Below are 26,920 nucleotides of genomic sequence, written 5' to 3'. Positions count from 1 at the left end.
ACCCATTTCGGTAATCATCGTTGTCAGAACGCTCAGATTTTTCATATCCGAGATGATCCTCCATTTCGGCTTCCATCATTTCTTTGATGGTTCCGCCCAGAAGGTCTTTTAGAGCTTCCTGAATATCCTCAGCTGTCTGAATATCGTATTCTTCCATGAGCTGATGAATAATGTTTCGTTTTCCCTCTGTCATTTGTACCCGATGTATGGGTTTCTTCTGTTTTGCCATAATAAAAGGTCCTCCTATGATTTAAATTTTACCATAGAAGAACCTCTTCAATTACATATTTACAGAAAAAGTTTCACACTGCCTGAGTATCTGTCGGTAGAATCAATGAGAGAAGAAAGTTTAATCTTAAGTATATTATTAAGTGCTGGGAATGCATCTATCTTAAAGAAGGTCCAAGAAGTTTTGATCAAACCCTCTCAAACATTTCCTTCAACTCCCACTCACTGATTTCTCCCTGCTCCGCTTTGTCTTTCATTTCCTGTGCCCAGGCAACTGCCTGATTCCATTCCTCCACAGAGATTTTCTTCCTGTTTTTTCTTGTTTTCAAACGATTATATAGTTTTTGATATTCCGCCTGTGCAGGTGTTTTTGTCTGTGCGGCGGATTTTTTATGTGCGCCGACCTGTCTGCAGGTACGAGTGGTTTCGCCGGGAGCAATATTTGTGCAGTAGCTGACATGGTATCCCTTTTCCAAAAGGAAATATTTTCCGCAATTTTGGCATTTCTTTGGTGCGTGCCCAATCATAAGCCCTCGATATAGATCCACCTGCAAAAAAGAAAAGAGGTTCGTAAATACAAATCGTTCCGCAATGCAGAAGGATTGGGATTCGTCCTGTTCTGTCATGGTGACAAATTCCAAACCTACTTCATGGGTTTGGTTAATCAAAGGCAGCCCATGGGGAATTGCTTTTTCTATTTCCAGTTGCACCTGTCGGTTGGTCATAAAATCATAATAAGCCGATGCATAGGCTTCTGGATTATGATATTTCAGACGTTCCAAAAAGAGATTTACGAAGGCGGAAGCGTAGGAAAGGAAGGTGGCAATGTCGTTTACCATTCTGATCCAGCCGAAAATCATTTCAGCAAACATTTCGTAATACATGGAACATTCCTGCGTAACATCAGAACACTTTCCGTGAATTTCATCATAAGCAGAGGGCAGCATATCCTGAAATTCTTTCATAGGGATACGTAAGTCTTTGATGACAGGAAATTCTTTGGCAAAAGCCATGAATTGATTCCATGCTCCCTGTGCTTCCAGAACCATGTCTCTTGAGTGCTGTTCTTTTGGAGAAAAGAATTTCTGGTCTATGGTTTTGGCGAAAGATTCAGAAAGGCTTTTCAGTTTCAGCATCGATTCTTTGGATACGTTCAGCATATCTACGGACAACTGTCCAATGGGATAAGATGTATCCCCGATATATAATTTCTCTCTGGCAAACCGAACGGTAAACAGATCAGGATAATCACGTTTTTCTGCCAAAGATTTGATCTCAAACATTTTGTTCCCCTCCTTCTGTATCCGATTGATTTTTGGGATTTACCCATTCCAAGGCAAATCCATTGTAGTGTCATTTTATATCTGTTACATTGAGTGTACCCGATTGCAATATCAATTTCAATCAGGAAAGGAGTGATACTTATGGACAGTAGTCATAGGGTAGCGTATATAGATGGAAAAACATTGATGGAAAAAATCGTGATGCCTGCGGAATTTATCATTGAGGATTTATTAGGAAAAGGACTTCATATTCTGGCAGGTGCGCCAAAGGTAGGAAAGTCATGGATGGTGCTTTGGTTTTGTCTTCAGATTGCCAAGGGAGAACCTATCTGGGGGATGCCAGTAAAACAGGGAGAGGTTTTATATTTGGCATTGGAAGACCATGAAAATCGTTTGCAGGAACGCATTATATTATTGGGGGATGACGCTCCGGCGAGTCTTCATTTTTCTTTTTCCTATCCGACTTTAGGAAATGGACTAGAGGAAGAAATAGAAAAATTTCTGCGTGCCTATCCGCAAACCGTTCTTGTGGTCATCGATACATTGCAGATGATTCGTTCCAACATTTTTGAGTATGGTTATGCGGCAGACTATAAGGATATGGCTGGTCTGAAAGAGATTACAAAAAAATATCAGATTGCCATTTTGCTGGTGCATCATCTGCGCAAAGATGAAACGGGAGATGTGTTCCAACGTATCTCAGGAACCGTTGGCATACAGGGAGCGGCAGATTCCTGTTTCACTTTGGTAGAGGACAAACGCGGCAGCGGCAAAGCCCTGCTCTCTTGTATCGGCAGAGATATTGCGTATCGGGAAATTTCTTTGAGAAGAACGGAAAACCAAATCTGGGAATTGACGGAAGACAGCATAGAAGAAAAAGAAAAGGATCTGCTGCCGGAAAAGATTGCAGAACTGATGGAGGGTCGATTCTTTTTTGAAGCGCCGCCCACAGAATTCGCGGAACTTTTGAGGGACAGTTACCGCATAGATGTTTCGCATCTGACCCTGTTGAAACGTCTGGATCAAAACCGTCATGCATTGAAAAAACTTGGATTTTCCTTTCAAAGCCGCAAAAGTAATGGTACAAGGTATATTAAAATTTTTCGCATAGAGGAAGAAATAGGGACAGTAGGGACAGCAGAAACAGGTGCGTAAGCCCTCGAAAAGCGGTGAACCTTCTGACCCTGTGGTGGCGGTTTGGGGCTGTATTTGCCCTTGTGTGGCGAGGTATCAAACTTCTGGTAGTTTTGCCGCAGGGAAGAAAAGTGGGATTTTGGGCGGAAATTTGCCTTTGCCGACCACGATCCCTCCCCAAGGGAGGGGCAAGCATAGCGCCAGGCTGTACGCCGCGCGAAAGTTCGGGGCGCTGCCCCATGCCCCGCAGTGAAAAAAGAAGGTGAGAGCATGAAAACAGAACGTTTCAATTTGCGTATGACAAAACAGGAAAAAGAAAAGATCAGAAAAAAAGCGGAGAAAGCTCATAAGCCCATGGCAGAATTTATGATTGATATGGCTTTGGAGAGAGAAATCGTTGTGATAGAAGGACTGCCGGAAATCATAAGGGAGCTGAAAGCCATCGGCAATAACTTAAATCAGCTGACGATCCTTGCCCATCAAGGAAAAATCAGAACCATGAATTTTCGAAATTTTACGGAACAGGTGGCAGATATTTATGTGGAGATCTGTGATCTGGCAAAGAGGATATCATGAGTATTTTTACAGCGGTGCGTAATCAAAAGCAGACGGCAGGTGCTTTGCATGGCGCTATGCAATATATCATGGACCCGAGAAAAACCGTTGACGGAGAAAGAAATCTGGTAACGGGCATCAACTGCACTGCTTATACTGCATTTGTGGAAATGATGACCACAAAACGGCAGTTCAAAAAAACAGAAGGCAGGCAGTTTTATCAGTTTGTGCAGTCCTTTCCTGCGGACGCCAAGATTACGCCGGCGGAAGTCCATGAGATTGGTTTGGAATTTGCAAAGCGTCAGTTCCCAGAATATGAGGTACTGGTGGCAACCCATTGTAATACGGAACATCTCCATAATCACTTTATTGTGAATGCCGTCAGTTTCCAGACAGGAAAAAAGCTGCACCAAAATCATGGGGATTTGGAGCAGCACAGAAAGGTAAATGATGAAATCTGTGCTGCCCATGGGCAGGAAATTTTAGAGCACTATGGGCGTAACCCAAAGCAAAAGCCAATGAAACCAAAAGAATATCAGGCGGCAATACGGCAGCAAAGCTGGAAGTTTCAGCTCATAAAAGCTATTGAGGAAGCCTTAGCATACAGCACCAGCAAGGAGACTTTCATACAGAATATGAACTATGAAGGCTATGATGTGGCATGGAGTGACAGCCGAAAATATATTACCTATACCTGTCCCAATGGAAGAAAGTGCCGTGACAACAAGCTCCATGATGATACGTATCTGAAAGAAAATATGGAAAAAATATTTGCCTATCGGCAAGCGGCAGGTTTTATTCCGTTGACACCGGAGCCAAAAGAAGGTTGGCTTACGCAGGCGGAAACCTTTTTTTCGGAGATGGTACGGCTTGGATATCATGTGGAACAGAGCTTTCTGCCGCCGGAAAATGGCAGAACCATTGCCAGAAATGACCGAAAGCTGAAGCAAAGAGAAGCGCTGAAAAAACTGGCACATGGGCATAAACTCTCCAGCGAGGAAGAAAATCAAAAAGAAGATTTGAGGTGGTAACCGTGTATAAAGAACGTTTTACTTGGAAAAACTAGGAAAAAACAAAGGGGGGACTTGCTTATTTGAAAATCAATCTGAATGAAAAAACAAAAAGAAGAACCGTTTGGATGACGGAAGAGGAAATGAAGGATGAATGTTTGAAGCAGGTTTTTCAAGATGCAAAACCACAAAAAGACAGTGCAAAGTATCAAAATGTTATTTTTATTTCAGGGCACCATGACTTTTTTTCTATGACAGAGGGATTGCTTCTCCATAATTATGGTCTGGAGCAGAAAGAAAAGGTGCAATGATAAGCAATAGATCATAGAAAAAGCCGCCAGCTGAAAGGCGGCTTTTTATCCAGTATTTTCTGATACAAGTGTATGAAAAGCCATGATATACTGATGCCAAAGAGAAAAAGAGGTGAGAACATTGACAGAAACTTATGATATTGCGGGGTATTGCCGTATCTCTGTAGACGAGGAGATGGACAGGGACAATACCTCCATAGAAAACCAAAAAGCTATTATTGAGGACTATGTAAAACAGAAATTTCCAGGAAGTACCCTGACATTTTATGAAGATAGAGACCGCTCCGGTTATACCTTTGAAAAACGGGAAGGCTATCAAAAAATGCGTCCCCTGCTCATGGGACATAAATATGATATCCTGATAGTCAAAGATTTTTCCAGATTTTCCAGACGAAACAGCCGTGGTCTGGTAGAACTGGAGGACTTAAGGGACAATGGGGTAAGGATTATCTCCATTGGGGACAATGTGGATTTCCCCACCTTTGATGATTGGACGGTAATACAGTTTCGATTTATGATGAACGAAATGCCTGTTACTGATACCAGTAAAAAAGTAAAATCCGTCATTGACCGACGTCAGAATGACGGCAAATGGATTTGTGCTGTACCATACGGCTACATCATAACCAATACAAAAAATATGACCATTGCCATAGATCCGCCAGCGGCACAGGTGGTGCAGACCATATTTACCCGTTACAACGAGGGTTGGGGATATAAAAAAATCGCTAATTACCTGACAGAACAAAAAATCCCAACACCCCGTATGCACGAGAAAATGCGACGGGAAGCCAATGGGGAAGAAACAAAAATCCAAGCTAGACAGGAATGGAGCATCGTTACCATACAGGGGATTCTGGAAAATGACTTCTATATTGGTACATTACGGCAGGGGAAATATACCAGAAAACGCATCAATGGTCCAGAAATCAAGAAGGATGAACTGGATCATATTGTCTTTGAAAATCACCACGAAGCCATCATAGACAAGCAGACCTTCGCCATGGCACAGGAACAGCGAAAGAAAAGAACCCGTTCCAATTACAGAGGAATCAAGAAATATGACAATGTGTATTCTGGATTTCTCTACTGCGGTGACTGCGGCAGTCCCATGTTTTCCATGAGCAGGAGCGATTTGAAGCCTGCCTATCTCTGCGGCACCTATCACAAACGTGGGCGGAAAGGATGCACCAGTCATCATATCCGTGTGGATCTCTTGGATGGTATTTTGAAAGAATATATCCTGAAAATCAAAGAAAATTCAGAAGGAATTCTGGAACGGCTGAATGCGTCTTTGAAGGCGGAAAAAGCGGCGGTACAGACCAATGCAGAAACGGCTTCCAATATCCAGAAACAGATTGACGATGCTCTTGCGGAATTAAAAGCAACCAAGCGTCAGCGCATACGAGATATTATGAAGCATCCAGAAAAAGAAGCCATTCTGGAAGAAACCTATGACGAAATGGAAGCGGAACTGGAGGAAAAAATCAGCGCGCTAAAAGCGCAGGCGGAATTAAATGAGAATCAGAAAAACAATATGATCCGCATTAACCGTATCACAAAAACGGCTTTGGATGTGTTCGATGAGATTCTGCAAAAAGAAAAGCTGGATAAAGTCGATCTGGATTTTCTCATAGACCGTATTACGGTATATGAAAACCGCATCGAAATCAAATTAAAGGCAGATATTGAAGCCATACTGAACACAGAAGGCGTCTTTGTACTGCATGAACAAAAAGGAGAAACCGCCGCAAATTTTGACTGCGGCATCATAGATATCGCAGCAAGCCGTATTGTCCATCAGGTGCGCAACCGGAAAGACAAGGTCTATGATGTCAATGTTATCAGTGACGGCGACCCTTTGGAAATTTTCACAGATAGAGAAGGCGAAATCATTTTGAAGAAATATTCCCCCATTGGGGAATTGGGGGCATTCGCCAAGGAATACGCCGAAAGCCTTGCCCAGACCGCGGGACATGTGACCTGTATCGTGGATAAAGACCGGATCATTGCCGTTTCCGGCGGCGCGAAAAAAGAATTTCTGGAAAAACGCATCAGCCCGGAAATGGAAGAATGTATCAACAAGCGCACCCCCTTTGCGGCAGAAGCCGGGGATGGGCAGTTTGTACCGGTGCTCCATGATGGCGACGGCAGCGAATATCCTTACCAGTTGATGGTGCCCATTATTGCCGAAGGGGATGCGCTGGGTGCAGTGCTGTTTCTTTCCAAAGAGCAGAAAATGGGCGAAGTGGAAGGCAAACTGGCGCAGACTGCCGCAGGATTTTTGGGCAAACAGATGGAATCCTGAGAAAGAGATTTCATTTGTTTCGCAGGGGAAAATAGCTGGAATCCTTGAGATAGAAAGGATTTCAGCTATTGTGTTTTTATGAGGATATTTTCCTGATGAAAAAAGTTTTATGCGTTGCCAGCCTTTTGGAAATGTGGTACCCTGTTAGACAAGACAGGAGGTGCAACATGCATCATTACTTTATTATCAACCCGGCAGCAGGTCAGGGGAAAGCGGCAAAGCTGGTGCCTGCCATCCGGGAATACATGGAAGGGGAAGGACTACCTTTTACCATCTACCAGACAAAAGGTGTGGGGGACGCCATGGCTTATGTACGGTATATGGCAAAGAAAGGACCTGCGCGGTTTTATGCCTGCGGCGGAGATGGTACCCTCAATGAGGTAGTCAATGGGTTGAAAAAATTTCCGCAATGTCAGGTGGCTTTGATTCCTGCGGGAACAGGCAACGATTTTTTGCGGAATTTTACCAATATGGAAAACTTTCAGGATATTGCCGCACAGGTGGCTGGGGAAGCCGTTGCTATAGACGTGTTACAGGTTAACGGCAGACGTGTGGTAAACATGACAAACACGGGCTTTGACAGCGCTGTGGTGGCACAGGCGGCAAAGCTGAAGAAAATCCCCTTTGTGGCTGGACCTTTGGCTTATGTGCTGGCGGTGGCGGTGCTGTTCTGCCGTCCCATGGGCAAAGACCTTTCCTTCCGTACGGACAACGGCAAAGAAGCCAAGGGGAAATTTCTGCTGACTGCCCTTGCCAACGGTAAGTTTTATGGCGGCGGGTTCTGTCCTGCTCCCATGGCAAAAATCAATGACGGCAAACTGGAACTGGTGGCAGTGCGGAAAGTATCCAGATGGCGGTTCCTCCACTTGGTAGGCGCTTTCCGCAAAGGGACTTATTTGCAGGAGCCAGCGGGGGAAAAGCTTGTATTTCAGGACTGCTGCACACGGGTACATATTCACGCAAAAGAAACCCAGAAGCTCAGCATGGACGGGGAGATTGTGCCTTTTACCCATCTGGAAGTAGTGGTGGAAAAAGGCGGACTTTCCTTTGTGGTGCCAAAGGGCAGTGCATTATTAGAAGAAAGGGACGTGATGGAATGATTCACCAAGGCGGATATTATCTCCATTATAAAAATAAACTCTATCGAGCCATTGGCGTGGCGAAACATTCGGAAACACTGGAAGAATTGGTGGTTTATGAACCCCAGTACGGGGAAGGGGGCTTATGGGTGCGCCCACTGGACATGTTTCTGGAAAATGTTATCGTAGAAGGGAAAGAAGTGCCTAGATTTCGTTATGTAGGCATGGAAAAGCCCGAAGGGTATTAAAAAACGGATACCCTGTTAGGGGCATCTTCATAAGAAAACAAAGAAAGCCAAAATCCTTATCATTACAAAGGATTTTGGCTTTCTTATTTTATTAAGATTGTATTTGTTATGTTTTCTTATGAAGGTAGCCGTTGCAATTCCCCTTAAGAAATCAAGAAAAAGGAAAATCAATGTTTTCTTAAGGGGAAGTTGCTTTGTCAAAGGCTCATTTCATTCAAGCCTTTGACGAGTAGACAGAAGTATAAAGCAGGAGTTCCATCAGATTGTAATCTTTGAAACTCCTGCTTTTTCCCATGGGATTCCAGTTGGGAAACCCACACCGCAAAGAGATGCGGGCAACCATTTATGGCTGACATTTACAGAGCAAATGTGTTGACTCTTTGTTTCCCAAGCCCTTCCACGTTCTTGAAAAGGTATAAAATTTATTTTTTAATAGTTTAAGAGGAAGATTTCTTTTTTGAAATCTTCCTCTTTTTATAGTATCATTTTTCGTACTGTGCCATAAATTTTTGCAGGTTATTGTAAAACACATCTTCTATTTCTTTTTCCGTCAATCCGCTGGTGATTACTTTCTGCATTTCGATGGTGGGATGATGGAAAGGGGCGTCGGTGCCAAAGAAAATCCGGTCACTGCCTACAGTTTCATAGGCTTCTTTGATTTTGGAATTCATGGGCATGCCGGACATTTCCAGATAGAGGTTGGAATAGCGTCTTGCCATTTTCAAAGCGGCGTCGATGTAAACACCGTGCCCATGCCCCATGTGGATCATAACGATATTTACATCAGGGAACCGTTCTGCCAGCAGAGCAATGCTCCAAGGCAGAGCATAAGGTGCGTGACCGCTGTGGATGAAAACAGGAATATGCAGTTCTCTGGCGGCTTCCATGATGGGGTCAAGGCATTCCGCGTCTGCCACGTAGGCATGGCGAAGGGGGTTCAGCTTAATACCGGAAAAACCCTTGTTCTGCACCAAATCATAAATTTCCTGAACGGACTTTTCGCCCTCCAAAGGATTGGCGTATACCAGACCCCAGAAACGGTCTGGATATGCTTCCATAGCTTCTTTTGTGCGGAAATTGTCGTCACTTCCCGTGCTGCAAAGAACGGTTTTTTCGATTTCGCAGGCATCCATCTGCTGTACCAGTTCTTCTGCGGTGATGGCAACATTTGCCCAGCCGCCGAAAGTGCCCACATGGGCATGTGCGTCTAATTTTTTCATATATCTACATCTCCTTTACTTTTCGTAAAATGCCAGTGGTGCCCAAAACACCCACGAATATAGAAGTCAGTACAAGACCGAAAGCTGTCTGTACCAGAAGTCCTGGTGTCATGACCATGGCGGTGGCGAAGCCGTAATAGAAAATCTTCACTGCTGTGTAGCCAATGATCTGGAAAATACCCCCCAGCACTGCTCCAGCCAGCCAATTTCCCTTATGATGCCATTTGTTGATGACATAACCCATGATGAGTGCCATGAATGCTTTGATGAGAAACGTTGGCAGTACCCACTGCATATATCCTCCCAGCAGGTCAGCCAGTGCGGCGCCGATGCCCCCAGCCCATGCGCCTTTTCTGCCTCCCAAAAGCAATACACTGATGAGAATCATACAGTCCCCTAGATGGCTGTAACCGTTTGGTCCCGGTATTTTCAGCACATAAATGGCTACAAATACCAATGCCGCCATAACGGCGGTTTTTGTCAGTTCTTTCGTTCGCAAGATATCCGTCCTTTCTTGTATGTGTTTCTGTACAAGAGGATACCAGAAACTGGAAGGAGAAACCAGAGAATGTCAGACCACAATGGAAAATGTATGGATACAATATAGTATAAATGTATGGGTACAATCAAAGACAATAAAAAAAGCCGAAAATCTTTTTCAGATTCTCGGCTTTGTATTTTTTATCAGGCTTCCTCTGTTTCTTCTTCCACGGGAGCGGGGAAATTCTGTTCCTTGGCTTTGAAGCCGCCGCCTTCTGCTTCGGTGTTTTTTACCAGAGAAGTGAGGATGGTGCCATAAAGATGGCTCACGTTTTTCCGCCAGTTCCGGCAGATAGCCAGTGCCTGTTGTTTGGAAACAACGGAAACGCTGATTTCCATGAGGACGTTGCCGTCGTCGTCATTCAGCCCGCATTTTACCAGAAAATCATCGTTGATTTCCGGGAAATAATTGGCGGTAACGGCGTATTCCGCGCGGATGCGTTTGCTGTTTTCCTGCACGTAAGTATTGATTTCGTTTTTGGCGTGTTCGGAAATGTGGTTCAGAAAGTAATTGACGATTTCGTCGCCTTCGTCAGTGAGGGTATAGCGTGTGTTGTTCTGCTCCCATGATTTTTCCAGCCAGCCGGCGTCCACCAGTTCTGTCAGATACTGCTGGATGGAAAAATAGTCCATATAATTTTTTTCCAGCAAAAACTGGCAAATCTCACTGTTTGACAAAGCAATGCCCATTTTCTGCAAAAGATGCAGGATGATCAGCTTATGCTCCGCTAACTGCCGAATGGATTCTTCGGACATGGAACCCCCTCCTTTCTGTACTGCTAACCCTAATCATAACATATTTTTGTGAAAAGAAAAACATAAAATACGAAAAAAATCGAAAAATAGCGGTTTTTGCCTATTTTTCCCCAAAGTCCATGCCCTGACGGATATTCCGCTGCCGCAGGGTCTTATGGATGGTGTTGAGGACATGACGCTTATTCAGGCTCCACAAAGGCGCCAGCAGGATGTTTTTATCTCCGTCGCCTGTCAGCCGGTGCAGAACAATATCCGGGCGCAGACGAGCGATGCAGGCGCAGAGCAGGTCAATATATTTCTCCAGTGTCAACGGCGTATACTGTCCGCTGCGGTACAGTTCCGCCAAGTCTGTATGTTCTAAAACATGAAGCAATTGCAGCTTCACCCCTTCAATGGGCAGGCTGTTGATGTAGTCCATGGTTTTTAGCAAATCTTCTTTTGTTTCTCCCGGAAGTCCCACAATGACATGAGCCACCACGGAAATATCATGGGCGGCAAGGCGTTTTACAGCGTCGGTGAAAACGTCGTTGTCATATCCACGGCGGATGAAATGGGCAGAGGTTTCCTTTGCCGTTTGCAGCCCCAATTCCACCCAAAGTTTTGTTTTGCCGTTCAGCTCCGCCAGCAATTGGATTACATCATCTCCCAGACAGTCAGGACGTGTGGCAATGGAAAGCCCCACAATGTCCGGCTGGGACAGGGCTTCTTCGTATTTCTGCCGCAGGGTATCCACAGGGGCGTATGTATTGGTGAATGCCTGAAAATAGGCGATGTACCGGGGATGGTCCCACTTGGCGGAAGTCTGGGCTTTCCCCTTTGCGATTTGCTCCCTGATGGAAAGGGCAGCGCTTTCTGCAAAATCACCGGAGCCGCCTGCGGAACAGAACAGACAGCCGCCGGTGCCGATGGTGCCGTCACGGTTGGGGCAGGTGAAACCGCCGTCCAATGAGATTTTGGCAGTTTTGCCGCCGAATATGTTTCGGTAATAGGTATTCAGGTCACGATAGGGTTTTTCGTCCATAACAAAACCGCCTTTCTTTTGGTTTGTCCATTTGTTTCTGCCGCAGGTTTTCGCAGACATCCATCACATGCTGCCACAGCACATCGTCTTTCCCTGCCGCCAGCAGCAGAAAAAGAAAATCCGTTTTGGTGCTCTCCAGAAAATCTTCTGCTTCTGCTGGGCTTTTTGCCAGCAGGAATTTTTCCAGACTGTCTGTGGTCAGTGCCATGGGGATGCAGCTTTCCATTTGGGTCAGTATGCCGCCGACGGTATCCTTGCCGCAGGGCAGGGCGGAAAGGTGTTGATACAAAGCGTGGCTGTTGAGAAAATAAAGATTGCCTGCCTGCCAGTTATTCAGACTTTGCCGCAGCAGAGAGAAACAGCCGCAAAGAGTTTTGCGGCTTATGATTTCATGGGTTTCCATTGCCAATATCCTCCGAAAAAAATGTTGTATTTCTTCCCTAGGATATGTGGTTTTGAAAGATTTATATTGTCAGTTTTTTACGCTTCTTCTACCAGTTTTTTCAATTCTGCAATGAGCATAGCGTTGTCCTCGGGACGTAGGATACAGAAACGCAGGAAACTTTCATCCAGAAAAGCGAAGCTGGAAGCGTCGCGGATGAGCATTTTTTTCATGATCAGTTTTTCAAAAAGCTCAGCGGCAGTGATTTTGTCTGTCAGCAGCTTCAGCAGAATGAAGTTGGCAGAGGAAGGATATGCCTTGATATTTTTCCATGTAGAAAATTCTGCCAGCGCTTTTTTACGCTCGTCGGAAATGAGTTTCTTTGTGGTGTCATGGAATTCTTTGTCTGTGAAAAGACGTTCGCCGGCAAAGGCAGCCAGAGAGTTTACGCTCCAAGGGTCTTGGTTGGTCTGGAGTCGGTTACGGAAAGCTTCGTTGGAAGATACGCCGTAGCCAAGACGGATACCGGGTGCCGCAAAGAACTTAGATGTACCACGGATGACAAAAAGGTTGTCAAACTCCGCAGCCAGAGGAATGGCGCAGATTTCATCCAGATTGTCGGCAAATTCCAGATAGGTTTCGTCAATCATGACGGAAGCCCCTGTTTCTTTGCAGTGGGTCAGAATGGTGCGCAGCTGGGATACGGTCAAAGCGGAGCCTGTGGGGTTATTGGGATTGCAGGCAACGAACATGCCGATTTCCGGTGTCAATGCTGCCAGCAGGGCATCCAGATCAATGACAAAGTCGTCCTCTGCTTTCAGAGGAAAATAATCGAATGTGCCGCCGGTGAGAGAAACTTCCCGTTCGTATTCGCTGTAAGCAGGGCCCATGATAAGGCTTTTTTTCGCGTTGACGGTCTTGATGAATGTACCAATGAGTTCTGTGGAGCCATTGCCCACCACGATATGCGCGGGATTTGCGCCAGTGTATGCGCCGATGGCTGCACGCAGAGCGGTGTAATGTTTGTCTGGATAAGTGGAAATGATGTCCAGATTCTGGGCAAGGGCTGTTTTCACAGATTCGGGAAAGCCCAGAGGGTTGATGTTGCCGCTGAAATCCAGAATTTCCGCTTTGGAGATGCCGTATTTTCTTTCGATGGCGTCCAGATCGCCGCCATGCTGATGCATCAGAGGTTTTGTTTCCATGATTTATCTTAAGTCCCTTCTTATATGGTAATAATGTTAATAAATTTCGTCGATCTGTTCCATTTCGGTGATCTTTTCGCTTTGTCTGCAAATGCGTGGATACATAAGGTAAGGATTGCTTGCCTTTTTCTCCAGCACCTCAATGGTGAGAGCACCAGCTTTGCCGGAAGGCGGCGTCAGTGTCCATACATCGCCGATATGTAAAGGCAGATCACCCAGTGTCAGACCATCTGTTTTGTTGATGGCGCGCTTGGAAGCGGCTGGTGCGTATTCCATGGGGAAGCCGTTGTCATCGGGGATGGACAGAACGTATTCCCGTGTGTCTTCCATGGCAAAAGCGGCGAAGATGTCACAACAGAAATCATGGAGTAGATTTTCTGTGGAAAGTTCCGCTTCTTTCCAGAGGTTTTCGTCCTTCTGCAATGTGGCGCGGAGAGAAACCACATCGGTCACCAGTTCAAAACGCAGCATTTCTTCGTAATACCGCAGTTCCAGTTCCGGTGTGATGGCTTCCATGATGCGCTCAAAGGAAATGTTTTTGGGCATTTTCTGCTTATTGACAGAAAGCTTTTCTTTTGCCGTCAGTTCCATGCCGATGGCTGTCAGACTGCAATAGGAAGGTGGTGTGAACAGCTCCGCACCGGGATTATGGTGCATGAGGAACAGTGCCGCCAGATTATTGATGTTCTGATAAAAACGGAAGGCTGTGAAGGAAATGGGGCGCACCACATGGAAAAAGTGTCCAAGAGGCGTGAATACCCATTTGTCCATCATAATGCCTGCAAAAAGGAAAGAGGATACAATGGACTGTTCTTCTTCCGTCAGTTCATTAGGCGGCGTTTTCCAGATACTTTCCAGATCAATGTCCACCCGTTTATAAAAGTCTACAAAGACCTGATCGATGTCAATGTGGTTTTCCAGATACTGATAGAAAAAGCTGCTGCTGACCATGCCCGGTTCTAAGTCCATGGTGTATTGGAGCCGTTCTGCCGCCAGTGCGCAGCCTTCCCAAAGGAGGGTATCCAGCGCTTCTTTGGGTTCTTTTCCAAAGAAAGCGTCGGCTTTCGGGCTTTTGGTCACTTTATGGATATGGATGGCAGGAACTTTCTGGAAAAAGCCCATCTGCTGACACAGGCGTGTGAGATATTCCAGATAAAAGCCATCAGGCAGTGTGATTTTTTGCAGCAGTTCCGCTCTGTCCTCCGGCAGGAAAAAGCCGTTTTCGTCAACGGTGCAGTCCGGCAGGCAGGCATCCAGTATGGTTTGCATATCCCGCAGTATGGGGTGGTTTTCCAATGTGTAGGAAACGGGATGGAAGCTGTATTTTTCCATGCCAGCGGCTTTTTTGTCCACATGAAGGATGTAAGCCTTTTCCACCTTTGGATCTTCCTCGTCACAGTGAATGATGTTGGCAGGGGTCAGTATGGTTTCTCCCGTCAGTGCTGTATAATACCATTTGGAAAAAACCATGGGCGCAATGTCCCAAAGACCGTCCATGGCTTCCGGGTCCATGCGGCTGGCATACTTTTCGTATTCCGTTGTAAAAAGCTGAAGCAAGTCTTCGTGCCGCAGCTGATCTGTATGATTATTCATGAAGAACTCCTTTTTCATCTGTTTCGGGTTTCCGACCTGAGGGGCAGAAACAACCACTTTTCATTTTAGCAGAAAAAAGGGGCATTGGGAAGGATGGCGTCGAAAAAACATAGGCAATTCTTCAAAAGGAATGGCAAAAGAGGCAAAAGTTTTTGTGCAAAAGACAGAAAGTGGATTGTTTCAAAAAAAACCCTCCCATTTTATTGAAACTGTGGACAGAATGTGCTATATTCCTTGTAGTAGAAACAAATGTATGTATCAGAGATACAAAAGGGGAGAACAAACATTGAAAGAAGATAAGAATTTTTTCATCGTGGACAAAAGCGTACTGCCTGAAATCTTTCTGAAGGTTATGGAAGTAAAAAACCTGCTGGAAAGCAAGAAGGAAAAAACAGTACAGGATGCGGTGAACCGTGTTGGCATCAGCCGCAGTGCTTTTTATAAGTACCGTGACGCTGTCCATCCACTCTACGAAAACACGAGAGGAAAAACTGTCACCATCGCAGCCAATCTGGATGATACACCAGGGCTCCTTTCCGCAGTGCTCAACAGCATTGCCACAGAAGGCGCAAACATCCTGACCATCAACCAGACCATTCCCATCAATGGCATCGCGAACGTGACAATCACCATCGAAACAAATGAAATGCAGGGTGAATTCGGCAGACTCATGACCCAGCTGGAAAACTTGCAGGGCATGCAGTCCATCAAAATCATCGGCAGAGAATAAACGAAAGAGAAAAGGAAATAAAATGGCAAGGAAATCGACCCGCATCGTCTGCGGATGAGGCGGGTCTTGTTTTTGACCGCAAAAATCGGTGATGAAAAGGGGAAAAACGAAAAAAGGAGGCTTCTGTTATGATTCATATACGGGTACCTGCCACATCTGCCAATATGGGACCTGGCTTTGACAGCATCGGTGTGGCGCTGCAGTTGTACAACCATTTGTGGGTAGAAGAAATCCCTGAGGGCGTAGAAATCGAAATCCGCAAGGAACAGCCCATTGCCATTCCTACAGACGAGAGCAACCTCATTTATCAGACCATGCGCAAACTCTACGACGCAAAGGGGCTGAAAATGCCTGGGGTGCGTCTGATCCAGTCTGACGACATTCCTATGGTGCGCGGACTGGGCAGCAGTGCCGCTTGTATCGTTGGCGGGCTCATGGCAGCAAATGAACTGGCTGGCAGACCTTGCACCAAGGAAGAACTGGCAGAAATGGCAGCTCAGATGGAAGGTCACCCGGATAACTCCAACCCTGCTTTTTTCGGCAGCATGGTGGTAGGGGCTCTGGGCGAAAAAAATATGAAACATGTACGTTTGGAGTTGCCCGACGACTTATTTTTTGCTATAATGGTGCCGGATTTCCCCGTTTCTACGGAGCGGTCAAGAAGCGTACTGCCAAAAGACTATTCCCGGAGCGATGTTGTATTTAACGTGTCCCGGGCAGCATTATTGGTAGCGTCTTTGATGACAGGGAAATTCGAAAACCTGGAGATGGCCATGGAGGATAAAATCCACCAGCCGTACAGAAAAGAACTGATCCCTCACATGGAGGATATATTTGCAAAAGCCAAGGAAAGCGGTGCCACGGCATGCTATTTGAGCGGCGCAGGTTCTACCTTGATGGCGATGGTAACAAAAGACAAGGCTGAAACATTCAGGAATCAAATGTCCGCCTACTTTGCAGCACTGCCCAACAACTGGCAGCTGACGCTGCTGAAGCCGGATTTGGAAGGTGCTGTAGTAGTGACTGAATCACAGGAGGAAGTAGAATAATGTTAATTGTGCAGAAATACGGCGGCAGCTCCGTCGCCAATGCAGAAAGAGTGTTCAATGTTGCCAAGCGGATTCTGGCAACACAGAAAGAAGGCAATGACGTTGTAGTCGTTCTGTCCGCACAGGGCAAGACAACAGACGGACTGATTGCCAAAGCAAAAGAAATCAATCCCAAGGCAAGCCGCAGAGAAATGGATATGCTGCTGGTAACTGGGGAACAGCAGTCTGTAGCACTGATGGCAATGGCGATCAATGCGCTGGGCGGCAGAGCCGTTTCCCTCAATGCCGTACAGGTAGGGATTGAAACCACAAATACTTACAGCAATGCCCGTATTCGTAAAATCCATTCCGAACGCATTGAAAACGAACTGGAACAGGGCAACATCGTACTGGTGACCGGTTTCCAGGGCGTAAATATGCTGGGGGATATGACCACACTGGGCCGCGGCGGTTCCGATACTTCCGCAGTGGCGCTGGCAGCAGCCCTCAACGCAGATCTTTGTGAAATCTACACAGACGTAGAAGGTGTTTACACTGCAGACCCTCGCGTAGTAAAAGATGCCAGAAAGCTGGATGAAATCAGCTATGACGAAATGCTGGAATTGGCGTCTTTGGGTGCGAAAGTGCTTCACTGCCGTTCTGTGGAAGTGGCGAAGAAGTACAATGTAAAACTGGTGGTGCGCTCCAGTATGTCTGACGCGCCCGGTACAGAAGTGAAGGAGGAATGCAAGATGGAAAGAATGCTGGTAAGCGGTGTAGCTGCGGATAAAAATGTATCCCGTATTTCAGTTTTAGGTGTAAAAGACGAGCCCGGTAAGGCTTTTGAAATATTCGATCTGATGGCAAGAGAAAAGGTAAGTGTAGATATCATTCTGCAGTCCAACGGACATGACGGCAGACAGGATATTTCCTTCACCATCGGTCAGGAAGATCTGGACATTGCCCTGAAGGCTCTGGAAGAAAACAAAGAAAGACTGACAGCACAGGAAATCGCTCACGACGAAAACGTTGCAAAACTGTCCATCGTTGGCGCAGGTATGGCAACCAACCCCGGTGTTGCAGCGATGTTCTTTGAAGCAATGTATGATGCAGGCGTAAACATCGAAATGATTTCTACATCCGAAATCAAGATCACTCTGCTGATCCCTAGAAAGGATATTGACGAAGCGATGATCGCCGTACACGATAAATTCAAAATCGCATCTGTAAATATGAGAAAAGACTGATTTTTGATAAAACTAAAAGAAAACGGAATGTAAAACATTCCTGATGAAAACAGCTGGAATCTAAGGATTCCAGCTGTTTTTTTGTGCCATGGTCTTGTCGTACATAATGGACGACAAATGGCGAAAAGTGTTTTGCAAAGGCAGGTGTCGGATTTGCGTTTTTTGATGGAAAAAGCAATGTTTTGGCGTTTTTTGGGTAGTATCTGCCAGAAGATTTTTTTGTTTTTTGTATAACATGCCGCTTGTTTCTTTGTCTAAGTTCATGTACAATAGGTACAAGACTTGTATACAGTATAGAAAAAACGAGGGAACGACGTGGAAGAAATCAGATTAAAAGCACGGGCAAAAATCAACTTAACACTGGATGTAACAGGCAAGCGGGACAACGGCTATCATGAGCTACAGATGATTATGCAGACCGTAGGGCTCTATGACGAAATCGTTCTGCGGAAAATTCCAGAGAATGAAATCCGTCTGGAATCTAACGTCAGCTGGCTGCCTGCGGATAACCGCAATCTGGCTTGGCGTGCGGCAGAACTCATGCGCAGCACCTATGACATTAAGGAAGGCGTTTTAATTCAGATTGACAAACGCATTCCTGTGGCAGCAGGGCTGGCTGGCGGCAGCGCAGACTGCGCGGCAGTGCTGGTGGGCATGAATAAGCTGTTTTCGCTGAAATTGCCCGCGAAAAAGCTGGAAGAGCTGGCTTTGACCATGGGAACAGATATCCCTTACTGTGTGCGCCGGGGAACGGTGCTAGCAGAAGGCGTGGGTGAAGTGCTGACCAATATTGAGCCCCCCTGTCCATTCTGCTATGTGGTACTGGCAAAACTGCCTGTAAGCGTATCCACAGCGAAGGTCTACCAGAGCCTGAAATGGGACCAGGTAGAACACCACCCTGATACCAAAGGTATGTTGGCGGCTATGGCAGAAGGCGATGTGCCTGCCATGGGACGGCTGCTGGGAAATGTGCTGGAAACAGTCACCATTCCCATGTATCCAAAAATCGCTGATATCAAGGAAAGTATGTTGGAAAACGGAGCGGAAGGCGCCCTCATGAGCGGCAGCGGTCCTACCGTTTTCGGTTTGTTTACCAAACAGGAAAGGGCAAAGGAAGCGGCGAAAATCCTGCGGAAGCAGTTCGCCATGAGAGATGTATTTGTGACACAGATTTACCATGTGCCCCATGGCAAGAAGGAAAGGAGAACGACTGATGGCAGACACAAGATTTAATATCAATTCTAACGAATATCTTCCCCTGCGGGATGTTGTATTCAATACACTGAGAGACGCGATTTTGACAGGCAAACTGGTTCCCGGTGAAAGACTGATGGAAAACCAGCTGGCAGAAAAACTGGGCGTAAGCCGTACACCCGTCAGAGAAGCACTGCGTATGCTGGAACTGGAAAACCTGGTAGAACTGGTGCCCAGAAAAGGCGCGCAGGTTCTGGATATGAGCGAAAAAGACATCATCAACATCCTGGAAGTCAGAGGTGTTCTGGAAGGTCTGGCAACTGGTCTGGCTTGTAAGAAAATGGGCGCAGAAGGTCTGGCAGAACTGAAAAGCCTGGAAGAACGCTTTGAAAAAGCAATTTCCGAAAAAGCACTGGAAGAAATCGCTGAAATCGACGAACAGTTCCACAATGTGATTTTTGCATCCACAGACAATGACAAACTGATTCAGATTTTCAATAACCTGCAGATTCAGCTGTACCGTTATCGTATGGCACACCTGAAACTGGATTCTTCTATCCCTGCTATCGTGGCACATCACAAAGGCATCATCCGTGCCATCGAAAACCACGACGTGGAAGAAGGTACAACTATGGCACAGGGTCATGTAAAATACCACACAGAATTCATTCTGCGTGCTGTTCGCAACAAAGAAACAAAGTAAGAAAATACGAAAGACCAGATAAAAGCAACTTCCTCTTAAGAAAACATTGATTTTTTTCCTTGATTTCTTAAGGGGAATTGTGACGGCTGTCTTCATAAGAAAACATAACAAATACAATCTGAACAAAATCATAAAGCCAAAATCCTTTGTAATCATAAGGATTTTGGCTTTATTTGTTTTCTTATGAAGATGCCCCTAATGTCTGGTCTTTTTTTCTGCAAAAAATCAGGTTTCTTCCGGCAAAGAGTAGGTTTTGTCCAAAAGAGGAAGAAACTTTTCGCGATTTTCCCAAAGATCGATTTCGGTATAAGATTTGAGAAGCAAGATACGAGAACCCTTTTGGATGACAAGATAGTTTTGAAAGTCTTTTGCTCGGTACTCCAGTTTGGTACCATCGGCGAGAGTTTGTGTTTCCGTTTTGTTCAGGTTGTTGTCGGCTTCTGTCATCAGATAAGTTTTGCCGATGCTTTCGGACAGAAATTCTGATTGACATTGGAAATACTGGGTATCCAAATAAAAATCGTCACTGATTTGAAAAATTTCATACTGTACAGGAGCCAGAAATGAGGTGTAGTAGGAAAAATAGCTGCTATCCGATAGAGTTTTATGGCTTCCAAAAGCGGCAGGAGAGAGCGTAGGAAGCTCTGTGCTGTTCTGCGCAGACAAGGGAATGCGTTCGTTCCAGTTTTGTATCCAAAAAGGAGACAGAAGGAGCAGAAAGAGCAAAACTTCTGCGGTGATGCGGCAACATGTCCGAAGGAGCAGTTTTCTTTTTGCTTTGTGGAAATCCTCTGTTTCGGTCACGTCTGTTTCCTCAAAGATCTGCTTTTTCAGTTTTTGCAGCTGTCGAATTTCCTTGGTTGTATCAAGAAAATAAAAAAACAGAAGCAGGACAAAAGCTGAGATCAAAGCGGAATGGTGCAGCCAGTAAAGCCAGTTGCCGGCGGAAATATGTAAAAGCAGCCATAGGGGGAAAAGGCAGAACACAAGGAGCGCCCTCCGCAGACATTTTTTCTGAAGCTTCCCAAGGGTCTCCAATTGCAGTTCCGCATCTGTGTGGAGCTCCGGCAGAGAAAAATCATCGGTGCCATAGACCACCAGATGTTCCGAACGATTGTCGATGTATTTCCAGCCAAATTCTTCGTAAAGCTGCTGCCGTTCCTGACTGGGGTCCCAGCAGCGGTCTGGGTCTGCGTCTACTCGATAGCGCATGGGTTTTGGTGTGCCTTTTTCAAATTTGGCAATGGCACGGCGGCAGGAAACCAGAAACAGTCCTTCTTTTTCTGCCAGTTCTTCCAGCCAAGCTTCAAAAATTTTTATTTCATATGGGGCACAAGGAATCAAACGGCGAATATAGGCCATGTTATGCCCTCCTTTCTTATAAAGGCGTGTATGATTGTGTAAAGAGTTTTGCAAAATCTTCCACATGGTCTTTCAGGGAAGCATCACCAGCGTAATGGACTATCAGCACCCGGTTTTCCTGCCGCAGCAGAAGAATCTGCGCATTGCCAAGGAGATCGCCATAATAGGCTTGCGAAAAACCAGACAGAGAAAGGGGTTTCTTTTCCATTTTGTAGCCTGATATGCCGGGGGTACTTGCATAGAGATTTGCCAGATCCATGCCCACGATTTTTGCCAGAAACGAATTTGACATTTCCCCGTAATAAGAAGTCATGGATGTGGCAACGGCTGGCAGGTTAGGGTCTGTGTGATAAGCCGTCTGACTGATGTGGAATGTGATAGGTGCGAGGAAGTTTGTGCGGCTGCGTATATAATTGGAGTCGCTGTTTTCATTGCCCATGGTAATGGGGTCGTAAGGGGTCTGCACCCAGTCGGGAGAAATGCCCATTTCCGCCAAAGGTACATAGGGCAGGGGCTCTTCCACGGTCGTCAGGGATTGGGTGATTTGGTCGTTTTCGTCCCATTCCACCAGTTTGTCACTGAAAGGCAACAGGAACAGCACAAACAGTGCTAGCACAATGGTCTGCAAAGAAAGGATGTTCAGGTATCCTTTGTGGTGACTGAGAGGGTTCCCCTGAGAAAGATTTCTGTAAATCTTCCAAAGCCGCAGGACAGACCAGAGAATCAAAACAGCAAATGCCAACAGTGTTACCAGAGCAAAAGCAGAAAAACGGGGACGCTCCAGCAAGAAGGATGGATGATACAGGGGAATTCCCAGAAAGATTACCAGCAACACAAGGGCAGCCAATCCAAATACGCTGAAATTCCGGCACATCCGTTTGTAGCCTTTTGCCTGTACCAGCGGGTCACAGTGGATTTCCGGTGTATCGGGGTTTTCCGCAACGAATATGAAAAAGAAATGGGAAAAAGGCGTGAGATATTTCCAGCCGAAATCTTCATAGAACTGCACCATTTCCTGAGAAGGTGTCCGTACTGTATCGGGGATGGGTTCCAGACGATAGCGGACAGGGGCAGGAGTGCCTTTTTCAAATTGACAGAAAGACAGAAAATAGCCTACTTTTTTCAGGAACCAGCCTTTTTTTGCCATGTCCTCCAGAAAGGTTTCCATGGCATCAGGAAAAGAAACAGGCAGGAAAGTTGGTAAATATAAACGATGTTTCATAGAAAGCCCCTCCTTTTGTTTATAACGCTGTGTGTGCCTCCTCCTCCGCATCCAGCAGACAGCGGCGAAGCCGTTCCACTTCCTCGGCGTAGATGCGCCGTCCCCGATCCGTGATGCGGTAGGTGCGTTTTCGTCCTTGGATTTCCGTTTCCTCCAAAAGACCTTCGGATTGGAATTTCGCCAGTATGGTGTAGAGAGTACCAGGCCCCATCTGGATACGCCCTTTTGTTTTCTGGTCGATGAAAGCGGCAACATCAGTGCCGCACATATCTGTTTTCAAAAATGCCATCAAGACATAAAACATGGTTTCTGTTAAAATTTCCAGTGATTTTTTTGCCAAAGCCATCACTTCCTTTGTAAAACATTTGAATATCGTGTGTCGATATCGTCTATCGATATTATAACATGAAGGACATTTGGACGTCAATGGAGAACATGGGGAGAAAATATTGATTTTGGGAAGTGATTTTCTGTTTTTTTTCGTACTATAAGAGAAGGCAGTTTCAGAAAGGAGGGTGTGGATTGCAGGAGAAGAATATCATAGATGCCATCAAGGCTGGAGATGAACAGGCAATGCAGAAGATCATCTGCCGTTATAGTCGGCTGTTGTGGTCTATTGTGGGAGCGGTGCTCAGTCAGGTGGGGACCACTGAGGATATGGAGGAATGTGTGGCAGATGTATTCATTGATTTATGGGAACATCCCCAGAAATATGATGAAAGCAGGGGCAGTCTAAAGGCATGGCTGTCTGTCATTGCCAGAAACAAAGCCATTGACCGCTATCGCCAAAAAACAAAGATACAGACCATTCCTTTGGAGGAAACAGTGCTGGCGCAAGAAAAATACCAGCGGACAGTGTTAGAGGAAGCCTACCAGCAGGCTTATGAAAATCTGCCGGAATTCCAAAAAGGACAAGTTGTGTCGGCAGTATCGCCAGTGTTGCCGGGGAACCGTATTCAGAAGGAAATGTGTTTGACGGTGCAGGACCCTCCGGAAGGAGTTATTTGGGATGAAAGGATTTCTCCTGAGAAACAGTATGAACTGATGGGGCTGAATTGGAGCACTTACGATAGTTTTGGCAGACTCATTGGCGCGCAAGGAGAATATGCCATGGTGCTGTCTGTGCAGGTGCCTTTGCAAGATTATGCCGATGGCACCAGAGAATTGCCGTTGTTTTATGTCATGGTTTACGATAGGGAAGAAACCCAAAAGGATGATGCTTGTGCTTTCATCCATGGGCAGACCGTATCTTTTGAGGATTTGGAAGAGAGAAAAGTATTTGCAGATGAAAAATATGCGGCTTATGATGTAAGCGACTATGTCTATGGAGATGGGGAAAGTTATTTGCAGGCATTTTTCCGGCAGAATCCCGATGTTGCCCAAAATGCGCAGACGTTGGGACGGATACAGAACTTCTATACATATTATCAAGACCATCTGCAAGAATCCGTATTATATTTGCAGGATGCACAGCAAAAATAAAAAACAGGAAGGTACAAAACTTTTGTTTTGTACCTTCCTGTCATGTTTGGATGCTGTATGAAAAAGTTTATGCTTCTTCTTCTGCCTTTTTGCAGGCAGCACATTTTCCGTAAAGAATCAACTGTTCACAGGCCACTTCGAAATCCAGTGGTTTGGAAAGTTTTTTGTGGAGGTCTGTCAATTCATCATTATATAAGTCTGAAACGCAGCCACAAACGGTGCAGACGGTATGAGGATGGCAGTGCACCTGCGCGTCATAGCGGGCGCTTCCTTCCCCCACGTTCAATTCCTGTACCAGTCCAAGGTGCTTGAAAAAGTCCAGAGTTTTATATACGGTAGCCAAGCTCATGGTAGGATTGGTGGCTTCCAATGTGCGGTAAATGGTTTCCGCATTGGGATGTTCTGTCGAATGCAGCAGCATATTATAGACAGCGATTCTCTGGGGTGTTACCTTGAGCCCTTTTTCACGCAGCACTTGTGCTGTTTCTTTCATAGGCAACCCTCCTAACTAATAATTATTCTTATATAATAATAAAGGATAAAAAGGAATCCGTCAAGTACCAGAAAGTGGAAATATTGAACAAAATTTCTTTTTATGCTAAAATAAGAGAAAATTTCCACGGAAAAGAGGGTAAAACGTGCATATTGTGTTATTAGAACCGGAAATCCCCCAGAATGCGGGCAACATTGCCAGAACATGCGCTGTGACCAATACGGTGCTGCATCTGATTAAGCCTTTGGGATTTTCTGTAGAGGATAAATATTTGAAACGTGCAGGGCTGGATTACTGGAAACTGCTGGACATTCGGTATTATGAGAATTTTCAGGATTTTCTGGACAAAAACCCCAATGCAAAAATCTGGATGGCAACCACAAAGGCGAAACATGTTTATTCCGATGTGACTTTTGGGGAAAATGACTATCTGATGTTTGGGAAGGAAAGCGCAGGCATCCCTGAGGAAATCCTGCTGCAATACCCGGATACGGCTATCCGCATTCCCATGCTGGAAGCGGCAAGAAGTTTGAATCTGTCCAATTCTGTAGCCATTATCATTTATGAAGCACTGCGTCAGCAGGGATTTCCCGGCATGCTCCAGGAAGGGGAACTGCACCGCCATACATGGGCAGAAGCAAAGCCAAAAGAATAAATTTCAGAAGAAACCAAAGAAAGCTGAAATCCTTGTAGTAGAAAGAATTTCAGCTTTCTTTTTTCGTATTTTGGGCAAAAGAAAAACAGAGAGAAACTTGCGTTTCTCTCTGTTTGTTTTTTGTGTAGGCAATGCCATATTCAAATGGCTGATTTTGCAGTTAGATTATTTGTTGCCAGCTGCTTTGTAAGCTTCGATACCTTTGCCCAGCAGTTCGATACCTCTAGCCATATCGTCTGCGTTCAGGATGTAAGCGATACGCAGTTCGTTTTTGCCCAGACCGGGTGTAGCGTAGAAGCCTTCAGCAGGAGCATACATAACTGTTTCGTTGTTGTCTCTGAATTCGTTCAGCAGGAACAGCAGCAGATCTTCTGTGTTTTCAACAGGCAGTTTGCATGTGATGTAGAAAGCGCCGCCGGGTTTTTCGCAAACAACGCCGGGGATCTTTTTCAGAGCTTCGTAAGATACGTCTCTTCTGTGTTCATATTCAGCTTTTACATCGTTGAAGAAGTCAGCAGGCAGTTTGTACATTGCTGTAGCGCCAACCATGTCCAGTGTAGGTACGCACAGACGACCCATAGCAATCTTGAATACTTCTGCCATGAATTCTTTGTTTTTGCATACCATGCAGCCGATACGAGCGCCGCAAGCGGAGAATCTCTTAGAAACGGAGTCGATGATGATAACTCTGTCTTCGATGTCAGGGATCTGACCGAAGGATGTCATTTCTCTGCCGTCGTAAGCGAATTCTCTGTAAACTTCGTCAGCCAGGATCCACAGATCATGTTCTTTTGCGAAGTCAGCGATAACTCTCATGTCTTCTCTGGACAGGATGCAGCCTGTAGGGTTACCAGGGTTAACGATGGAGATCATTTTTGTTTTGTCTGTTACAACTGCTTCCAGCCTTTCTTTGATAGCGTATTTGTAACCTTCTTCAGCGTATGTAGTAACGGGTTTTACAACACCGTCAGCAGCCTGAATGAATGTCAGGTAGTTTGTGTAGTAAGGTTCAGCTACGATAACTTCGTCGCCGGGGTTGATGATGGACAGGAAAGCCAGTGTCAGTGCTTCGGAACCGCCAGCTGTGATCAGAACGTCGTTTCTTTCCAGATTCATATCGAATCTCTTGAAGTAATCAACGATAGCGTCCTGCAGTTCAGGCAGACCCCAGGAACCAGCATAAGCCAGTACTTTCTGGTCAAAGCCTTTGATTGCTTCCCAGAATACGGAAGGTGTTTCGATATCGGGCTGACCAATGTTCAGGTGATAGATTTTAACGCCAGCTGCTTCAGCTGCTTCAGCCATAGGGTTGAATTTTCTAATAGGGGAGTTCTGCATTGCCTGCACTCTGTCGGAAATTCTCATGTCTTTCACTTCTCCTTTTTATTGATATTTTTTACAATAAATCATTTCTTTGCCTGTAAGAAAGCGAATTCCTTTCAACGAATGAAAAAAAGTACAGCATCTGTCCATTTTCACGATAGAAAGGTCTTGGTTTCGCTTCTGCTTGCAATAATAGTATATCACTTTTGGCAGGAAAAGCAAGTGGCACTGTGAAAATTTCTACAAAGTAGGGGAAGTTTGTGTATTATTTCGTATACTTTTGGCAAGAAAACGATATGAACGACTGTTTTTATTAAGTTTACACCATAAGTAATGAAAAGCAGTTCATTAAATATGGAAATATTGTAGAGAAAAGAAAAGCTGTTTTGCGGTTGATTTTTTCTGAATACGGCAATATGGCAGGAAGGACATTTTTGGATGCAAAACCACAAAATGGGGAGAAAAAACCAGTTGGAATGCGAAGAAACTGGACTTTTTCCGCCTTTTCTCCAAATGGAGAGCCTATAAAAAGCAAAAAAGATCGTATATTTTTTGTCAAATAAAAAGTATGAAAAAACGAACAATCAATATTTTGCGTGCAAAAAAAC

The 26,920-nt window shown here is 45.4% G+C and carries 29 protein-coding genes; 15 read left to right on the top strand and 14 right to left on the bottom strand.

The genetic code is table 11. The features are described 5' to 3' along the window. Both BUB35_RS05640 and BUB35_RS05635 read right to left on the bottom strand, forming a co-directional pair. Positions 1 to 229, bottom strand: a 229-nt coding sequence (locus BUB35_RS05640; protein WP_084730586.1) for a transposase, incomplete at its 3' end; no start/stop codon positions are given. A gap of 187 nt (positions 230 to 416) precedes the next feature. Next, entirely contained in the window at positions 417 to 1,511 is a 1,095-nt protein-coding gene (locus BUB35_RS05635; RefSeq protein ID WP_072849938.1) for a DUF6076 domain-containing protein, read from the bottom strand. Positions 1,512 to 1,652: 141 nt separating this feature from the next. Between BUB35_RS05635 and BUB35_RS05630 the strand changes: the two genes are divergently transcribed. The 7 genes from BUB35_RS05630 to BUB35_RS05600 all read left to right on the top strand — a co-directional run bounded on the left by BUB35_RS05630 (position 1,653) and on the right by BUB35_RS05600 (position 8,156). Further along, a complete protein-coding gene (locus BUB35_RS05630; protein ID WP_072849936.1) occupies positions 1,653 to 2,666 on the top strand; it encodes an AAA family ATPase in 1,014 nt (337 codons plus the stop codon). A 249-nt stretch (positions 2,667 to 2,915) separates the two neighbouring features. Next, positions 2,916 to 3,221, top strand: coding sequence for a plasmid mobilization protein (locus BUB35_RS05625; protein ID WP_072849934.1), 306 nt, complete (start codon positions 2,916 to 2,918; stop codon positions 3,219 to 3,221). Next, entirely contained in the window at positions 3,218 to 4,231 is a 1,014-nt protein-coding gene (locus BUB35_RS05620; protein WP_072849933.1) for a relaxase/mobilization nuclease domain-containing protein, read from the top strand. The genes BUB35_RS05625 and BUB35_RS05620 overlap by 4 nt, the downstream gene beginning before the upstream one ends. 62 nt (positions 4,232 to 4,293) lie before the next feature. Further along, on the top strand, positions 4,294 to 4,521 hold the full coding sequence (locus BUB35_RS05615) for a hypothetical protein (protein WP_072849931.1): 228 nt from the start codon (positions 4,294 to 4,296) through the stop codon (positions 4,519 to 4,521). 112 nt (positions 4,522 to 4,633) lie between these two features. After that, a complete protein-coding gene (locus BUB35_RS19915) occupies positions 4,634 to 6,829 on the top strand; it encodes a stage V sporulation T C-terminal domain-containing protein (RefSeq protein ID WP_330391106.1) in 2,196 nt (731 codons plus the stop codon). Positions 6,830 to 6,996: 167 nt separating this feature from the next. After that, positions 6,997 to 7,929, top strand: coding sequence for a diacylglycerol/lipid kinase family protein (locus BUB35_RS05605; RefSeq protein ID WP_072849929.1), 933 nt, complete (start codon positions 6,997 to 6,999; stop codon positions 7,927 to 7,929). After that, a complete protein-coding gene (locus BUB35_RS05600; protein ID WP_072849928.1) occupies positions 7,926 to 8,156 on the top strand; it encodes a DUF1653 domain-containing protein in 231 nt (76 codons plus the stop codon). Before BUB35_RS05605 ends, BUB35_RS05600 begins: the two co-directional genes overlap by 4 nt. A gap of 482 nt (positions 8,157 to 8,638) precedes the next feature. Here the strand turns inward: BUB35_RS05600 and BUB35_RS05595 are convergent, their stop codons facing one another. The 7 genes from BUB35_RS05595 to BUB35_RS05565 all read right to left on the bottom strand — a co-directional run bounded on the left by BUB35_RS05595 (position 8,639) and on the right by BUB35_RS05565 (position 14,873). Then, entirely contained in the window at positions 8,639 to 9,376 is a 738-nt protein-coding gene (locus BUB35_RS05595; RefSeq protein WP_072849927.1) for an amidohydrolase family protein, read from the bottom strand. 4 nt (positions 9,377 to 9,380) lie between these two features. After that, positions 9,381 to 9,875, bottom strand: a complete 495-nt coding sequence (locus BUB35_RS05590) for an ECF transporter S component (protein WP_242949211.1) — start codon at positions 9,873 to 9,875, stop codon at positions 9,381 to 9,383. A gap of 185 nt (positions 9,876 to 10,060) precedes the next feature. Further along, positions 10,061 to 10,672: a DUF4364 family protein gene (locus BUB35_RS05585; RefSeq protein WP_072849925.1), complete on the bottom strand. Its 612-nt coding sequence runs from the start codon at positions 10,670 to 10,672 to the stop codon at positions 10,061 to 10,063. A gap of 100 nt (positions 10,673 to 10,772) precedes the next feature. Then, positions 10,773 to 11,693, bottom strand: a complete 921-nt coding sequence (gene mnmL / locus BUB35_RS05580) for a tRNA modification radical SAM protein MnmL/YtqA (RefSeq protein WP_072849924.1) — start codon at positions 11,691 to 11,693, stop codon at positions 10,773 to 10,775. Beyond that, complete coding sequence (locus BUB35_RS05575; RefSeq protein ID WP_072849923.1) at positions 11,671 to 12,096, bottom strand: hypothetical protein; 426 nt, start codon at positions 12,094 to 12,096, stop codon at positions 11,671 to 11,673. The genes mnmL and BUB35_RS05575 overlap by 23 nt, the downstream gene beginning before the upstream one ends. Positions 12,097 to 12,173: 77 nt before the next feature. Beyond that, positions 12,174 to 13,280: a pyridoxal phosphate-dependent aminotransferase gene (locus BUB35_RS05570; RefSeq protein WP_072849922.1), complete on the bottom strand. Its 1,107-nt coding sequence runs from the start codon at positions 13,278 to 13,280 to the stop codon at positions 12,174 to 12,176. Between the two features lie 36 nt (positions 13,281 to 13,316). Continuing rightward, complete coding sequence (locus tag BUB35_RS05565) at positions 13,317 to 14,873, bottom strand: hypothetical protein (RefSeq protein ID WP_072849920.1); 1,557 nt, start codon at positions 14,871 to 14,873, stop codon at positions 13,317 to 13,319. A gap of 286 nt (positions 14,874 to 15,159) precedes the next feature. Here BUB35_RS05565 and BUB35_RS05560 point away from each other — a divergent pair, with 286 nt between their 5' ends. From BUB35_RS05560 to BUB35_RS05540, 5 genes are all read left to right on the top strand, one after another. After that, complete coding sequence (locus BUB35_RS05560; protein WP_054329697.1) at positions 15,160 to 15,603, top strand: ACT domain-containing protein; 444 nt, start codon at positions 15,160 to 15,162, stop codon at positions 15,601 to 15,603. Positions 15,604 to 15,731: 128 nt separating this feature from the next. Next, positions 15,732 to 16,652 carry a homoserine kinase gene (gene thrB, locus BUB35_RS05555; RefSeq protein ID WP_072849917.1) on the top strand — a complete coding sequence of 307 codons (921 nt, stop codon included), beginning with the start codon at positions 15,732 to 15,734 and terminating at the stop codon, positions 16,650 to 16,652. Further along, positions 16,652 to 17,878 (top strand): aspartate kinase, encoded by a 1,227-nt coding sequence (locus BUB35_RS05550; protein ID WP_022254882.1) that lies wholly within the window; start codon positions 16,652 to 16,654, stop codon positions 17,876 to 17,878. The genes thrB and BUB35_RS05550 overlap by 1 nt, the downstream gene beginning before the upstream one ends. Positions 17,879 to 18,193: 315 nt before the next feature. After that, positions 18,194 to 19,111 (top strand): 4-(cytidine 5'-diphospho)-2-C-methyl-D-erythritol kinase, encoded by a 918-nt coding sequence (gene ispE / locus BUB35_RS05545; RefSeq protein ID WP_072849915.1) that lies wholly within the window; start codon positions 18,194 to 18,196, stop codon positions 19,109 to 19,111. Beyond that, positions 19,092 to 19,775 carry a GntR family transcriptional regulator gene (locus BUB35_RS05540; protein WP_072849913.1) on the top strand — a complete coding sequence of 228 codons (684 nt, stop codon included), beginning with the start codon at positions 19,092 to 19,094 and terminating at the stop codon, positions 19,773 to 19,775. Before ispE ends, BUB35_RS05540 begins: the two co-directional genes overlap by 20 nt. A gap of 225 nt (positions 19,776 to 20,000) precedes the next feature. On the opposite strand, the gene BUB35_RS05535 is transcribed toward BUB35_RS05540, so the two are convergent. Genes BUB35_RS05535 through BUB35_RS05525 form a run of 3 tightly spaced genes read right to left on the bottom strand, consistent with a single transcriptional unit; the run spans position 20,001 to position 22,699 of the window. After that, entirely contained in the window at positions 20,001 to 21,137 is a 1,137-nt protein-coding gene (locus tag BUB35_RS05535; protein WP_072849911.1) for a DUF2812 domain-containing protein, read from the bottom strand. A gap of 16 nt (positions 21,138 to 21,153) precedes the next feature. Then, positions 21,154 to 22,359, bottom strand: a complete 1,206-nt coding sequence (locus BUB35_RS05530) for a DUF2812 domain-containing protein (protein ID WP_072849909.1) — start codon at positions 22,357 to 22,359, stop codon at positions 21,154 to 21,156. A gap of 19 nt (positions 22,360 to 22,378) precedes the next feature. Further along, the gene (locus tag BUB35_RS05525) at positions 22,379 to 22,699 is read right to left on the bottom strand and encodes a PadR family transcriptional regulator (protein ID WP_072849907.1); all 321 of its coding nucleotides are present in this window, start codon (positions 22,697 to 22,699) and stop codon (positions 22,379 to 22,381) included. 182 nt (positions 22,700 to 22,881) lie between these two features. Between BUB35_RS05525 and BUB35_RS05520 the strand changes: the two genes are divergently transcribed. Continuing rightward, positions 22,882 to 23,841 carry a sigma-70 family RNA polymerase sigma factor gene (locus tag BUB35_RS05520; protein ID WP_072849905.1) on the top strand — a complete coding sequence of 320 codons (960 nt, stop codon included), beginning with the start codon at positions 22,882 to 22,884 and terminating at the stop codon, positions 23,839 to 23,841. Between the two features lie 67 nt (positions 23,842 to 23,908). On the opposite strand, the gene BUB35_RS05515 is transcribed toward BUB35_RS05520, so the two are convergent. After that, complete coding sequence (locus tag BUB35_RS05515) at positions 23,909 to 24,334, bottom strand: Fur family transcriptional regulator (RefSeq protein WP_072849903.1); 426 nt, start codon at positions 24,332 to 24,334, stop codon at positions 23,909 to 23,911. A 145-nt stretch (positions 24,335 to 24,479) separates the two neighbouring features. On the opposite strand from BUB35_RS05515, the gene trmL reads away from it, so the two are divergent. Beyond that, complete coding sequence (gene trmL / locus BUB35_RS05510) at positions 24,480 to 24,989, top strand: tRNA (uridine(34)/cytosine(34)/5-carboxymethylaminomethyluridine(34)-2'-O)-methyltransferase TrmL (RefSeq protein WP_072849901.1); 510 nt, start codon at positions 24,480 to 24,482, stop codon at positions 24,987 to 24,989. Between the two features lie 165 nt (positions 24,990 to 25,154). On the opposite strand, the gene BUB35_RS05505 is transcribed toward trmL, so the two are convergent. Then, positions 25,155 to 26,354 (bottom strand): pyridoxal phosphate-dependent aminotransferase, encoded by a 1,200-nt coding sequence (locus tag BUB35_RS05505; RefSeq protein WP_072849899.1) that lies wholly within the window; start codon positions 26,352 to 26,354, stop codon positions 25,155 to 25,157. A 392-nt stretch (positions 26,355 to 26,746) separates the two neighbouring features. Here BUB35_RS05505 and BUB35_RS19780 point away from each other — a divergent pair, with 392 nt between their 5' ends. Then, complete coding sequence (locus BUB35_RS19780; RefSeq protein WP_276326384.1) at positions 26,747 to 26,875, top strand: hypothetical protein; 129 nt, start codon at positions 26,747 to 26,749, stop codon at positions 26,873 to 26,875. The last annotated feature ends 45 nt before the right edge of the window (positions 26,876 to 26,920 follow it).

This window comes from Anaerotignum lactatifermentans DSM 14214, from assembly GCF_900142265.1.
GTDB lineage: Bacteria > Bacillota > Clostridia > Lachnospirales > Anaerotignaceae > Anaerotignum > Anaerotignum lactatifermentans.
Note: the sequence above shows the minus strand (reverse complement) of the source record. Positions and strands in the feature narration are given on the sequence as shown.

Bases quoted from the DNA above. Each gene is read 5' to 3' on its own strand.
- BUB35_RS05600 (WP_072849928.1), top strand. From the start codon at position 7,926: ATGATTCACCAAGGCGGATATTATCTCCATTATAAAAATAAACTCTAT.
- BUB35_RS05620 (WP_072849933.1), top strand. From the start codon at position 3,218: ATGAGTATTTTTACAGCGGTGCGTAATCAAAAGCAGACGGCAGGTGCT.
- BUB35_RS05515 (WP_072849903.1), bottom strand. From the start codon at position 24,334: ATGAAAGAAACAGCACAAGTGCTGCGTGAAAAAGGGCTCAAGGTAACA.
- BUB35_RS05530 (WP_072849909.1), bottom strand. From the start codon at position 22,359: ATGAAACATCGTTTATATTTACCAACTTTCCTGCCTGTTTCTTTTCCT.
- BUB35_RS05635 (WP_072849938.1), bottom strand. From the start codon at position 1,511: ATGTTTGAGATCAAATCTTTGGCAGAAAAACGTGATTATCCTGATCTG.
- BUB35_RS05575 (WP_072849923.1), bottom strand. From the start codon at position 12,096: ATGGAAACCCATGAAATCATAAGCCGCAAAACTCTTTGCGGCTGTTTC.
- thrB (WP_072849917.1), top strand. From the start codon at position 15,732: ATGATTCATATACGGGTACCTGCCACATCTGCCAATATGGGACCTGGC.
- BUB35_RS05630 (WP_072849936.1), top strand. From the start codon at position 1,653: ATGGACAGTAGTCATAGGGTAGCGTATATAGATGGAAAAACATTGATG.
- mnmL (WP_072849924.1), bottom strand. From the start codon at position 11,693: ATGGACGAAAAACCCTATCGTGACCTGAATACCTATTACCGAAACATA.
- BUB35_RS05605 (WP_072849929.1), top strand. From the start codon at position 6,997: ATGCATCATTACTTTATTATCAACCCGGCAGCAGGTCAGGGGAAAGCG.
- BUB35_RS05505 (WP_072849899.1), bottom strand. From the start codon at position 26,354: ATGAGAATTTCCGACAGAGTGCAGGCAATGCAGAACTCCCCTATTAGA.
- BUB35_RS05565 (WP_072849920.1), bottom strand. From the start codon at position 14,873: ATGAATAATCATACAGATCAGCTGCGGCACGAAGACTTGCTTCAGCTT.
- BUB35_RS05540 (WP_072849913.1), top strand. From the start codon at position 19,092: ATGGCAGACACAAGATTTAATATCAATTCTAACGAATATCTTCCCCTG.
- BUB35_RS05585 (WP_072849925.1), bottom strand. From the start codon at position 10,672: ATGTCCGAAGAATCCATTCGGCAGTTAGCGGAGCATAAGCTGATCATC.
- BUB35_RS05595 (WP_072849927.1), bottom strand. From the start codon at position 9,376: ATGAAAAAATTAGACGCACATGCCCATGTGGGCACTTTCGGCGGCTGG.
- BUB35_RS05535 (WP_072849911.1), bottom strand. From the start codon at position 21,137: ATGGCCTATATTCGCCGTTTGATTCCTTGTGCCCCATATGAAATAAAA.
- BUB35_RS05550 (WP_022254882.1), top strand. From the start codon at position 16,652: ATGTTAATTGTGCAGAAATACGGCGGCAGCTCCGTCGCCAATGCAGAA.
- BUB35_RS05570 (WP_072849922.1), bottom strand. From the start codon at position 13,280: ATGGAAACAAAACCTCTGATGCATCAGCATGGCGGCGATCTGGACGCC.
- BUB35_RS05625 (WP_072849934.1), top strand. From the start codon at position 2,916: ATGAAAACAGAACGTTTCAATTTGCGTATGACAAAACAGGAAAAAGAA.